The following is a 12603-nucleotide window of genomic DNA, read 5'->3' as shown; positions in this document are numbered from 1 at the left end:
TGCCTCTAATGCTCAGAAATGAATAAATTAATCTTACCTTTGTCGCTATTATGCAAAATATGTACCACGAGGCGATTCAAACTTTAAAATCAGGAGGAGTGTTGTTGTATCCCAGCGACACCATTTGGGGTTTAGGCTGTGATGCTCGGAATGATCAAGCGATTGAGAAGATTTTAGAACTTAAAAATAGACCAGCCAATAAAGGCTTGATTCTATTGATATCTAAGATGGAACAATTGAGCGAATATGTAGAGCAAGTGCCTGAAATTGCCTGGGATTTAGTGGAATTTGCGGAAGATCCTTTGACGGTCATCTATCCTAAAGGGAAGAATGTATCCCCTTTATTACTAGGTCCGGATGGAAGTATTGCCATTCGACTTTTGAAAGATGAGTTCTGTAAAGGATTAGTTTATCGCTACCAAAGAGGGATTGTTTCCACCTCCGCTAATCTTTCTGGTGATCCATCCCCGCTAAATTTGGCAGGCATAGCGCCTTCCATAGTGGCTGGAGTGGCAGGGATTTTAAAGAACCCAGCAGGAGAGGGGGCTGTAAAAAAGGCGAGTAAAATTGTACAATTAGGCCTAAACGGCGATTATAAATTAATTAGAGGATAGCATGAAAGAAGGGACGGAGATTGTAGCAGATCCTATTTTCCAAAAAATCGGTTTAGCGGCTGATCGTTTGGGATTGGATAGTTACGTCATTGGGGGATATGTACGCGATGCTATTTTAGGGCGTGAATGCAAGGATATTGATGTGGTTTGTATCGGTTCTGGGATTGATTTGGCTTTAGAAGTAGCTAAAGAATTTGATTTGCCCGAACACGCCGTATCTGTTTTCAAGAATTTTGGAACGGCAATGATCAAAGTCGATGACTGGGATCTCGAATTCGTAGGTGCACGCAAAGAATCCTATAATCGTGATTCCCGCAAGCCGGTGGTGGAAGAAGGGTCCTTAGAAGATGATCAAAACCGTCGTGATTTCACGATAAATGCGATGGCGGTTCAATTGAACCAGGCTAATTGGGGATTATTATTAGATCCATTTCATGGTTTGGATGATTTAAAGGCCAAACTAATTCGAACACCCCTTGCCCCCGGCATCACCTTTTCGGATGATCCTTTACGCATGATGCGTGCGGTTCGATTTGCTGCTCAGCTAGGTTTTGATATTTTTCCAGAGACTTTTGAAGCCTTGAAAACGGAGAAAGACCGCTTAGAAATCATTTCGATGGAGCGGATTTCGGATGAATTGAACAAGATAATCTTATGTAAAAAGCCATCCTATGGATTTTTACTTTTAGATGCCTGCGATATATTACCTATCATTTTCCCTGAGTTTATGAAATTGAAAGGTGTTGATACGGAAGATGGTAAAGGGCATAAAGACAATTTTTACCATACGCTGCAGGTTTTAGATAATATTTCAGATAATACGGATGACCTTTGGTGGCGTTGGGCTTCCATTTTACATGATATTGCCAAACCTCAAACCAAACGTTTCGTTCAAGGAAAAGGTTGGACTTTTCACGGGCACGAAGATATGGGTGCGCGTCAGGTTCCGAACATTTTCAAGCGTTTGAAATTGCCTTTGAACGAGAAAATGAAACTTGTCCAAAAACTCGTACGACTGCATTTACGCCCCATCGCCTTATCAAAGGAAGAAATAACGGCTTCAGCTTTGCGACGTTTACTCTTTGAAGCAGGAGAGGAGCTCGAGGCTCTAATGACCTTATGTAGAGCGGATATTACCTCTAAAAACGGGGATAAAGTCAAACGCTATTTACGCAATTTTGATGTTGTAGAGCAAAAATTGAAAGAAGTCGAAGAAAGTGATTCGCTGCGTAATTTCCAGCCTGTTTTCTCTGGAGAAGTTATCATGCAGGTTTTTGACATAGGCCCCGGACGTGAAATTGGCTTAATAAAAATTGCCATGCGCGAGGCTATCCTAGAAGGTTTGATTCGGAACGATTTCGAATCTGGTTGGGATTTATTACTAGAAGAGGGTAGAAAGCTGGACTTAAAACCTATCTTATCTTTTAGTGACCTTCAATAAAAAAGGCTCCGAATTTGGAGCCTTTTTTATTGTTTTGAAGTGGATTATAAATTAATCACAAAATCTTCTTTTGCATAACGGACTTTGGCAGCATTCGCCATAAAGTCATTAGCTGCATCACGTTCTCCTACGGCTAGCATTAATACAGAATGTAATCCCATAGCTTCTAAGCCAAGTAATTCATCTAATTTCGCTGGAATAAATCCTTCCATTGGCGTTGTATCGATTTGTAATTCACCTGCCGCTGCAAGGGCTGTACCCATAGCTAAATAAACTTGACGGGCTGCCCAGTGTCTTTTCGCCTCTACAGGACGACCTAGTAATGAACCAGCAATAGCACCGCGGTAATCCCCTAGCATATCTAGTGAAAGACCACGTGTATCAGCCACTAATTGGATGAAAGAATCGATTTGAGCTTCAGTAATATCATTCCAAGCTGCAAAAACTAATAAATGTGATGATTCAACTGCCTGTGGCTGACCATAAGCGATTGGTTGAATTTTTGCTTTTAATTCTGGGTTTTCAATCACTAAAACTTTATAGGGTTGTAAACCAAAACCTGATGCTGAAAGGCGGATTGCTTCTAATAAAGAATCAATTTTATCTGCGGAAACTTTGTTTCCGGTCATTCTTTTTGCGGCATAGCGCCACGATAATGAGTCGATTAAAGACATAAGTTGAATGGTGAATGGTATATGGTGAATGGTAAAATTCAAGGCTTACTCTAGAAAATGGTCTTCGACATATTTTCTGCGAATAAGCCTTGATAATTTATCAAATAAATAAACTCAAATGCTACTACTCCTGCTCCTAATTAAGAGAGCGAAAGAGTTAAATTAGTAGTGAAAATTTTAAAATTTAATCTCATAAAACATTGTCGTTAGGCAGTTTTAGAGATTACATTTTGAAATTACTCACTAACTAAAGACACAGTAAGAGCGAAATCATCATAAATCGCCTTATCACCGATTGATTCGAAGAATTTCTTAGAATTGTAACGGATGTTAAAATCAGTACGATCGATGGTAATGTTCGCTTTCGCAGTCACTTTACCGCCTTTAACCGTAATTTCTGCTGGGAAAGTGATTGATTTTGTGATTCCTTTTGCTGTTAAGTTACCAGTTACTTGCTTGCCCGCCACTTTAGTGATCACGAAAGTAGCCGTTGGGAATTTTTCTACTTCAAAGAAATCACCAGAAGAAAGATGACCTACTAATTTTTGGTTGTATCCAGGGTCAGTAAGATCTAAATCCTTGATAGTTTTCAAGTCAATGGTGAAGTTTCCTCCGATTAATTTGTTTCCATCTACGTTTAACGCGCCTGCAGAGATTCCTACAGTTCCATTGTGCTCTCCAGTTACTTTCTTGGCTAACCAAGCGATCGAACTAGCAGATTTGTTTAAGTTTACCACTTTCGGTGCAGCAACACCAGAGAAGGTGATTAGGCCTAAAGTCAAAGTGGCAATAATTACTTTTACAGATTTCATCTTATTTATTGTTTAATTGTGAGAAAATACGGTTCTAAATTCGTCCAAAATTTGGTTCATTTCTTCGAGTTTCTTAACTCCTAAGGCGTTGAAATGTTTCCCCCAGTCATTTTGAACTTGGTCTACTTGAGTTAATAAGGATAATCCCGCTGGTAGAATTAGGATATCCACCGCTCTGCGATCTTTAGGGCATTCGCGGCGTAGTACTAATTTTTTTTCAAGCAATTTATCCACCAGGCGAGAGGCATTGGACATTTTATCTAACATTCGTTCCGTAATGGCTAGAACGGTCATTGGAGTTCCTTGTTGTCCACGCAGAATACGGAGTACATTGTATTGTTGTACCGTAAGTCCAAAAGGTTTTAGCAATTCCTGCTGTTTCTGAACAATCCAGTTGCCTGTATAGATCGCATTCACAACGGCTTTAGAGGCCTCAGAAGGAAATTTGGTTTGCTTTAAATCTTCGGAAATACCCATGATTACAATTTGATGTCGTAAAATTAAATGTAATTACATTAAATACAAAGGAAATTAAATATATTTTTATTTTAACCCTGATAATTTTAAATTTTGGGCTATTTTTGAAGATGCAGAATCTATTATCCCTTCAATATCCTTTCATTTTAGCATCGAATTCTCCGCGTCGCAAAGAGATCTTGCGTTCTGCCGGATTTGAATTTTCAGTTTTACCGAGTGATGTAGATGAATCTTTTGATGAAAAAATGAAAGCCCAAGACGTTCCAGTACATTTAGCGGAACGTAAAGCCAGAGAATTAGCCAAAATTTCTCCCAATGCCTTAGTTTTAGCGGCTGATACGGTCGTGATTTTGGGAACAGAAATTTTAAATAAGCCTCAGGATAAAGCTGAGGCAATCCAAATGCTACAAAAATTATCAGGTCAAACACACGAGGTAGTGACTGGCATTGCATTACAAACTCCGCAAGGACTGTATACGAAAGCGGATTCAGCCTTAGTTAAATTCCGCAGCTTCGAAGATTGGGAAATCGATTTTTATGTTCGGGAGGGTTCTTGCATGGACAAAGCCGGTTCTTATGGTGTACAAGATTTTCTAGGAATGGTAGGAATCGAATCGATTCAAGGTTCTTTCTATACGGTTATGGGTTTGCCCATATACGAAGTCTACCAATTAATGAAGCCTTATATTTTAGACGGGAAACAGTTACTTATAAGATAAATAAGCCTTAGATAGAGAAGCTTTCTCCACATCCACACGTACGGCTTGCATTGGGGTTTTTGAATTGGAATCCTTTGCCATTTAAACCATCAGAAAAGTCTAATTCAGTACCAGCAAGGTATAAAATGGATTTTTTATCGACCATTACTTTTACCCCTTTGTCTTCGATAATCATGTCATTAGGTTGAGCTTCTGCGGCAAAGTCTAGGTTATACATTAAACCTGAACAGCCACCACCTTCTACCGCCACGCGGATATTGAATTCCTCCGTCAAACCTTCTTTAGAACGCAATTCTTTAATTCTATTGGCTGCTAAATCTGTTATCGTGATCATGATCGCTATTTTTAGATGTAATTCGAGTACAAAAATAGGAATAATTTTGATAATAAATTGATTAATTTAGAGTGAATCTAAATAAAGTCTAGTTTTTCAGAACCATTGGTCTTAATTTTGTGTTTTAAATGCAGATTCAAATATAATATGATGCTTTCAATTAAGAATTTACACGCAAGTATAGGGGAGAAGGAAATCTTGAAAGGGATTAATTTAGAGGTTAAAGCCGGAGAGGTTCACGCGATCATGGGGCCGAACGGTTCAGGTAAGTCTACCTTAGCCTCCGTTTTAGCTGGCCGTGCTGATTATGAAGTAACAAGTGGAACCGTACAATTTCTGGGTAAAGATTTATTGGAGTTAGCTCCTGAGGAACGTGCAGCGGAGGGTTTATTCCTAGCATTTCAGTATCCGATAGAGATTCCAGGTGTATCGACAACTAATTTTATGAAGTCTGCGGTAAATGAAATTCGTAAATACCGTGGCGAAGAGCCTTTAGACGCTGTTCAGTTTTTGAAAATGTTTAAAGAGAAGATGAGCTACGTTAATATAGACCAAAGTCTTTTATCACGTTCCTTAAACGAAGGCTTCTCTGGTGGTGAGAAAAAAAGAAATGAAATCTTCCAAATGGCGGTCTTAGGACCTAAATTAGCCATTTTAGATGAGACAGACTCTGGATTAGACATTGATGCCTTGCGCATCGTGGCAGAAGGAGTTAATAAATTAAAGTCCCCAGACAATGCGACGATTGTCGTAACGCACTATCAACGTCTTTTGGACTATATTATTCCAGATTTTGTGCACGTTTTGTACAAAGGAAAGATTGTGAAATCTGGTGGGAAAGAATTAGCGCTGGAATTAGAAGAGCGTGGGTACGATTGGATCATTTCAGCTTTAGGAGAATAAGATGTTGTATACAGAATTAACGTCATCAGCTCAGAAAGAGGCTTTGGAGCGTTTTAAGGCCAAAGGTTTTCCCACCAATAAATGGGAGGAATGGAAATATGCCTCCTTAAAATCTTTTAATGAGAAAGAACTAGAGTGGAGTCCATCAGCTTTGAATGAGTCTTCAGCGGCTAGCTTACAAACTCAAAATGGGCATACTACCTATACCGGTAAATTACCAGCAGGGGTAGAATTTCTACCTTTTGATCAGTTTTTAGCTACTAATCCAGCAATTGCCGCCAATTGGGAGCAGCGTTTTCCAATCCTAGATCAAAATTCGCTCTATGATTTGAATACAGCACTCGTGGTTAATACCCAGGTATTTTGGGTGAAAGCTGGTGTTTCTGTGGATGAGGCCATATCGCATGATTTTATTTTATCAGCGAATAAAGTGTCGGCGATTCAAAGTCGTTTGATCGTTTTCTTAGAGGCAGATGCCTCGTTAACTCTGATTGAGCGCGCTTATACCTCAGCGGGTTCCGAAGAAGTCTTGTCTAATTTTGTGCAAGAAATATATGTGAGTGAGAAGGCAAATTTGACCTACGTGAAGGAACAAGATTTGGCCCAAAACACCACCCACATCGATCATACCTTCATTACGCAGCTTTCAGATAGCCAAGTAGATTTATTTACATTCTCCCTGAATGCCGCATATTTACGTAATAACTTGCATTTCTACAGTGATGGAGAACGCGTAATGTCTAATCTAAATGGACTTTATGTGCCAGGAGAGGATCAATTAATGGATTCTCACACCATAGTGGATCACCGCAAACCAAATTCGGAATCCCATGAATTATACAAAGGGGTTTTGATGGGAAATGCGACAGGGGTGTTCAACGGTAAGATTTTTGTGCGTCCTGATGCGCAGAAAACGAATGCTTTCCAAAGTTGCAAAAACGTCTTAGCCTCTACTCGTGCTACGATGAATACAAAGCCTCAATTAGAGATTTGGGCGGATGATGTGAAGTGTTCTCACGGAACTACGACCGGTCAATTGAACGAGGATGCGTTATTCTATTTACGATCTAGAGGTATTTCTTTAGCAAACGCAAAAACTTTATTGTTATTAGCCTTTGTTCAAGAAGTAATCGATCGTGTGACACACGAAGAGACGAAACTACGTTTGACAGATAAAATTATTTCTAAAATCCAGACTTCTTTAGCGATTTAATCATGGCGAAAAAATTTAATATAGATCAAATTAGAGCGGATTTCCCTGTTTTACATCAACAGGTGAACAAGGCTCCCTTGATTTATTTTGATAATGCGGCGACTACACAGAAGCCTAAAGTCGTTACGGATGCCTTACAACATTATTATGAGCAGGATAACGCGAATATTCACCGAGGACTTCACACTTTGGCTGAACGCGCTACGACCGCTTATGAATTAACGAGAACAAAGCTTGCCGCCTTTTTGAATGCCCCTTCCACGGATCAGATTATTTTTACTTCGGGTACAACGGCGGGGATTAATTTAGTGGCCCAAACTTTTGGCCGTGCTAACATCGGAAAAGGCGATCAAATCATCGTTTCTAACCTAGAGCATCACTCGAACATCGTGCCTTGGCAGATGATCGCGGAGGAAAAAGGGGCAGAGATTAAAGTAATTCCGGTAAGCGACGAAGGCATTTTAGATATAGATGCTTTGAAGGGTTTACTAAATCCTAAAGTTAAATTAGTTGCCGTAAACCATGTTTCAAATGCCATAGGGACCATCAATCCCATAGTGGAAATCATTTCTTTAGCGCATGCAGTAGGAGCGAAAGTACTTATTGATGGCGCACAATCGGTAGCCCATTTGGCCGTAGATGTTCAAGCTCTTGATTTAGATTTCTTTGTATTTTCTGCACACAAGCTTTTTGGCCCAACTGGTGTAGGTGTATTGTACGGGAAACGCGAGTTACTGGAGGCTATGCCACCTTACCAAGGAGGAGGGGAGATGATTAAAGAGGTGAGCTTTGCGGGTACGACTTATAATGAATTACCCTATAAGTTTGAAGCAGGAACCCCTAATATTGCTGATGTGATCGCTTTAGGAGCTGCTTTAGATTATTTGCAGGCAATTCCTGCTGATGCCTTAGCGGCTCAGGAAGAAGCACTTTTAGCTTATGCTACGGAGAAATTACAAGCTATTCCGGGTTTGAAAATTGTCGGAACGGCACCTGAAAAAATTGCGGTTATTTCCTTCGTAATAGACGGTGTTCATCCGCAGGATATTGGCGTTTTATTAGATAAATTTGGCATTGCAATTCGCACGGGTCATCATTGTGCGCAGCCTTTGATGGAACGTTATGGCCTTGTGGGGACGTGCCGTGCCTCTTTCTCGTTTTACAATACGTTCGAGGAAATCGATCGATTTGTTTTATGTTTAGAGAAGACATTACAGATGTTACAATAGAGATGTTACAATAGATGGGACAGCCGATAAACGAAATTCAAGAGGAATTAATAGAGGAGTTTGGTCTTTTCGAAGATTGGGCTGATAAATATGAGTATTTGATTGATTTAGGCAAGAAATTAGCCCCTATGTCAGATGCTTTTAAGACAGAGGAGAATGTGATTAAGGGCTGCCAAAGCCGGGTATGGTTACATGCCGATAAACAAGGTGATTTAGTCGTATTTCAGGCTGATTCGGAAGCAATCATTGTGAAAGGAATGATTTCGATGTTGATTCGGGTTTTATCGAATCATACACCTGCGGAGATTTTGGCATCGGATTTATATTTTATTGATCAAATTGGAATGAGCCAGCATTTGGCCCAAACAAGATCAAACGGTTTAGTTTCCATGGTAAAACAAATGCAACATTATGCTTTGGCCTTCTCTTAAACGATTATTTAGAATGGAAAATTCAAGTCAAATGAATGAGGTAGAATTAAAGGAAAAAGTGGTAAAGGCGATTAAGACCGTTTATGACCCAGAAATTCCAGTCGATGTGTATGAACTAGGATTAATCTATGAGATCAAGATTTTTCCAGTGAATAATGTCTATATTTTGATGACTTTAACTTCACCCTCTTGTCCGTCTGCGGAAAGTATTCCGGTAGATATTGAGAAGGCGGTGAGAGAGGTGGAAGGTATAGCTGAAGTGTCAGTTGAATTAACTTTTGACCCACCTTACGAGCAAGATATGATGTCAGAAGTGGCAAAATTGGAACTCGGATTTATGTAATTGCGTTATCGTTTTAATTATAAAATTTAAAAATAGAAATATATGTATCCAGAACATTTAGTACATCCTATGCGGATGGATATCGTAGCCGGAGGATTCCAAGAATTGAAGTCAGCTTCAGAAGTGGAAGACATCATGGCTAAACCAGGTACAACCTTGGTATTTTTTAACTCTGTTTGCGGATGTTCAGCCTCTACGGCTCGTCCAGGTGTTAAAAATGCAGTAGCAGCCTCTGAAAAGAAACCGACAAACTTAGTGACGGTTTTCGCAGGTGTAGATCCTGAAGCAGTTCAAAAAGCACGTGAATATACGTTACCTTACCCTCCATCATCTCCATCGATTGCTTTATTTAAAGATGGCGAGTTAGTTCATTTCGTAGAGCGTCACCACATTGAGGGTCGTTCTGCAGATATGATAGCAGGGCACTTAGAAGGTGTGTTTGATGAGTTTTGCTAATAAAAATTAGCCATAAAAAAAGGGAGCTTCGAAAGAAGCTCCCTTTTTTGTTTCCTTTCAGAAAGGATTATTGCTTGGGCGCACCGCCCATCGCTCCTGATTCTGAACTGCTATTCTTAGCCTTCTCTGCCATTTTCTTCGCAGCCCCTTCATAGTCACCCGCTTTAATGAAGGACATCTTCAATAAGTCGATAGATTTCTGAGTAGCCTCTTGAATTTGAGCAGGAGTTAGGCTCTTCACCTTAGTCTCTAAATCTTCAGACCATTTCATATTACGGCCTAAGTACAAGTTACTGTTCAAGCTTCCTACTAAAGCGTTATCTTGAGAGCGTGTCACTTGACGTGATTGCAACCAAGATTTCTTCGCCTCATCGATTTCTTTCTGAGTAAATCCTTCTTTCAATACTTTCTCGATTTCCTCTTTGAAAGCAGACTCAAGCTTCGCTAAGTTCTCTGGAGCGTAAATTGCATATCCGATAAAGGCACCGCTTTGATCTAATGGACTCGCTACGAATTGTGATCCTACACCGTAAGATAAACCATCTTTCTGGCGAATACGGTTCATTAAACGAGAGCTTAATCCACTACCACCACCTAACATATAGTTAGATAACTCTAAAGCAGCAAAATTAGGATCGCTATCGGAGATCTTCAAAGGCTGGTAAGCTAAGAAGAAGGCATTTGCCTTATCAGGAGTTTCGATCGAAATTGCTTTACCACCCGTCTCTTTGAACACATCTGGAATGCGTTTGTAAGGCTTAGGGGATTTCCAGTTAGCAAATTCCGCTGTTATTACATCCTTCAATTCTTTCTCATCAAAATCACCTACAGCAGAGAATGTTGCATCCGATGCTCCATAGAAGTTCTTGTAGAAATTAATTGACTCATCTAATTTTGCAGCCGCATAATTTGCCGTTTGCTCTGCCATGGTAGGCTGGTAACGTACATCTTTCTTATCGTAGTGACCAGTTCTCAATTGGCCTAATGCATCTGACCCTTTTGCTTGCGGCTCACTTTTTTGACCTTCGATAGCTGTTAAATTCTCTTGCTTTAACTTCTCGAATTCAGCTGCCGGGAAAACCGGTTGCTTTAAAGCCTCAGCCACTAACTTCATAGCTGGGATTAAATTCTCTCGAGTTGTTTCGATAGAAACACTTGCTTGCGTAGGTCCGCCATTGATGCTCACACGCGCTTTTAATTTGTCTAATTCATCTTGGAATTGTTGACGAGTGTGCTTTGCTGTTCCTTTAGATAACATGTCTGCCGCTAAATCTGCAGCAGTTACTGTACCCATTAAGGATTTTTCATCACCAAAACGTAAAGTCATACGAGCATAAACCGAGTTACCTCTTGTCTTCTTAGATAAAAGCGCTAATTGGATACCACCAATTTTTTCTTTTTTAGTACGAGCATCGATATTTGCTGGAGATGGATCAAATGCCTCACCTTGGCTAACTGCTGCTTTTGGCTTGAAGTCTTTCAATACTGATGCTACGTCTTTTGCTTCTGGAATTTCCGCACGCTCTGGTTTCTCAGTAGGATAGAAAGTACCTGAGGTTCTATTAGATGATCTAAAATAAGCAGCTGCCACACGTTGAATATCCGCAGGAGTGATTTTTTCTAATTGATTGCGTGTGTGGAATAATAAACGCCAATCACCTTGAGCGATGTACTCAGACATTCCAACACCCACACGCTGGGCATTATTTAATAATAATTCGATGTTCTTAATGCCTTTCGTTTTGATACGATCTACCTCTTCTTGCGTTGGAGGAGTTTTAGCAAAATTCTCGATGGTGTTAATCATAATCTGACGAACCGAATCCACAGATTTTTCTTTCAATACTTCTGCACCAAAATAAATCAATCCTGGCTCTTTCAATTGGAAGGAGAATCCAAACTGGCTACTTGCCTTCTTCGTATCAATCAAGGCCTTGTATAAACGTCCAGACGGAGCATCCGTTAATAAATCAGCCATCACATCTACTGCAACATAATCCGGGTGTAAGCCAGATGGAATATGGTAGGCCATACCCAAAACTTGAACATCACCCACGCGGCGAAGTGTTACCTCTCTTTCGCCATCTTGTGTAGGTTCAGCCGTGAATGTAGGCGTTAAAACACGCTCAGGACGTGGAATTACACCAAATTTCTCATTGATTAATTTCAATGTCTTTATTGCATCAAACTTACCTGCCACTAATAACACGGCATTATCTGGTTGATAATACTTGCGGTAATAGGCTTGTAAATTCTCGATAGGCACTTTTTCGATATCAGAACGTGCTCCGATCGTAGAGTTTCCATAGTTATGCCATAAGAAGGCAGTAGAAACGACACGCTCCATTAAAACACTTCCCGGATCATTTTCACCACGTTCGAATTCATTACGAACAACTGTCATTTCGGTTTCTAATTCGCTTTTTGCTATGCGGGAGTTGATCATACGATCAGCTTCCATATCTAAAGCCCAGTCTAAGTTTTCATCAGATGAAGCAAATGTCTCGAAGTAATTCGTGCGATCTAACCAGGTAGTTCCGTTGAATTGAGCTCCGTGGTCAGAGATTTCTTTTGCGACTTCTTTGTGCTTTTCTTTCGTTCCCTTGAACACCATGTGCTCTAATAAGTGGGACATACCTGTTTCACCGTAGCCTTCGTGACGAGATCCTACTAAATAAGTGATATTAACTGTAACGGTTTGCTTCGATGGATCAGGGAACAATAAAACTTTTAAGCCATTGGCTAATTTATATTCCGTAATTCCTTCCGCTTCTGTTACCTTTTCGGGTATAGGAAGGCTAGCGGACGCCTTTTGTGTGGTTGGTGCGGGTTTCGTTTGTGCGATGGCTGGTTGCAAAAGACAAAGCAGTAAACCCGATAGAATAATTTTCTTCATAGGGGTATTTTGTTTATTGACTAGAAATTTAAAAGATTATTGAATTGAGTGTATGATTAAT

The 12603-nt window shown here is 40.1% G+C and carries 14 protein-coding genes; 9 read left to right on the top strand and 5 right to left on the bottom strand.

The window, feature by feature from the left end:
- Window positions 1-50: 50 nt before the first annotated feature.
- On the top strand, window positions 51-614 hold the full coding sequence (locus tag ACST14_RS02855) for an L-threonylcarbamoyladenylate synthase (protein WP_459460358.1): 564 nt from the start codon (window positions 51-53) through the stop codon (window positions 612-614).
- 1 nt (window position 615) lies between these two features.
- Window positions 616-2055: a CCA tRNA nucleotidyltransferase gene (locus ACST14_RS02850; protein WP_459460356.1), complete on the top strand. Its 1440-nt coding sequence runs from the start codon at window positions 616-618 to the stop codon at window positions 2053-2055.
- 44 nt (window positions 2056-2099) lie between these two features.
- Here the strand turns inward: ACST14_RS02850 and ACST14_RS02845 are convergent, their stop codons facing one another.
- From ACST14_RS02845 to ACST14_RS02835, 3 genes are all read right to left on the bottom strand, one after another.
- A complete protein-coding gene (locus tag ACST14_RS02845; protein ID WP_459460354.1) occupies window positions 2100-2729 on the bottom strand; it encodes an NAD(P)H-dependent oxidoreductase in 630 nt (209 codons plus the stop codon).
- 236 nt (window positions 2730-2965) lie between these two features.
- Window positions 2966-3541: a YceI family protein gene (locus ACST14_RS02840; protein ID WP_459460352.1), complete on the bottom strand. Its 576-nt coding sequence runs from the start codon at window positions 3539-3541 to the stop codon at window positions 2966-2968.
- 12 nt (window positions 3542-3553) lie between these two features.
- Entirely contained in the window at window positions 3554-4018 is a 465-nt protein-coding gene (locus ACST14_RS02835) for a MarR family winged helix-turn-helix transcriptional regulator (RefSeq protein WP_459460350.1), read from the bottom strand.
- 110 nt (window positions 4019-4128) lie between these two features.
- On the opposite strand from ACST14_RS02835, the gene ACST14_RS02830 reads away from it, so the two are divergent.
- Window positions 4129-4737 (top strand): Maf family protein, encoded by a 609-nt coding sequence (locus tag ACST14_RS02830; protein WP_459460348.1) that lies wholly within the window; start codon window positions 4129-4131, stop codon window positions 4735-4737.
- A 7-nt stretch (window positions 4738-4744) separates the two neighbouring features.
- On the opposite strand, the gene ACST14_RS02825 is transcribed toward ACST14_RS02830, so the two are convergent.
- Complete coding sequence (locus ACST14_RS02825) at window positions 4745-5071, bottom strand: HesB/IscA family protein (protein ID WP_459460346.1); 327 nt, start codon at window positions 5069-5071, stop codon at window positions 4745-4747.
- Window positions 5072-5221: 150 nt separating this feature from the next.
- On the opposite strand from ACST14_RS02825, the gene sufC reads away from it, so the two are divergent.
- The 6 genes from sufC to ACST14_RS02795 are packed head-to-tail and all read left to right on the top strand — an operon-like array spanning window position 5222 to window position 9646.
- The gene (gene sufC / locus ACST14_RS02820; protein WP_459461246.1) at window positions 5222-5974 is read left to right on the top strand and encodes a Fe-S cluster assembly ATPase SufC; all 753 of its coding nucleotides are present in this window, start codon (window positions 5222-5224) and stop codon (window positions 5972-5974) included.
- Between the two features lies 1 nt (window position 5975).
- Window positions 5976-7187, top strand: coding sequence for a Fe-S cluster assembly protein SufD (sufD, locus tag ACST14_RS02815; protein WP_459460344.1), 1212 nt, complete (start codon window positions 5976-5978; stop codon window positions 7185-7187).
- 2 nt (window positions 7188-7189) lie between these two features.
- Window positions 7190-8416, top strand: a complete 1227-nt coding sequence (locus tag ACST14_RS02810) for a SufS family cysteine desulfurase (RefSeq protein WP_459460342.1) — start codon at window positions 7190-7192, stop codon at window positions 8414-8416.
- 14 nt (window positions 8417-8430) lie between these two features.
- Window positions 8431-8847, top strand: a complete 417-nt coding sequence (locus ACST14_RS02805; protein WP_459460340.1) for a SufE family protein — start codon at window positions 8431-8433, stop codon at window positions 8845-8847.
- A 31-nt stretch (window positions 8848-8878) separates the two neighbouring features.
- The gene (locus ACST14_RS02800) at window positions 8879-9190 is read left to right on the top strand and encodes an iron-sulfur cluster assembly protein (RefSeq protein ID WP_459461243.1); all 312 of its coding nucleotides are present in this window, start codon (window positions 8879-8881) and stop codon (window positions 9188-9190) included.
- Window positions 9191-9232: 42 nt separating this feature from the next.
- On the top strand, window positions 9233-9646 hold the full coding sequence (locus tag ACST14_RS02795) for a BrxA/BrxB family bacilliredoxin (protein ID WP_459460338.1): 414 nt from the start codon (window positions 9233-9235) through the stop codon (window positions 9644-9646).
- 67 nt (window positions 9647-9713) lie between these two features.
- On the opposite strand, the gene ACST14_RS02790 is transcribed toward ACST14_RS02795, so the two are convergent.
- A complete protein-coding gene (locus ACST14_RS02790) occupies window positions 9714-12542 on the bottom strand; it encodes a M16 family metallopeptidase (RefSeq protein WP_459460336.1) in 2829 nt (942 codons plus the stop codon).
- Between the last annotated feature and the right edge of the window lie 61 nt (window positions 12543-12603).

Source organism: Aquirufa sp. A-Brett2-15D, assembly GCF_054558735.1.
This window is presented reverse-complemented; position numbering and strand designations above follow the sequence as displayed.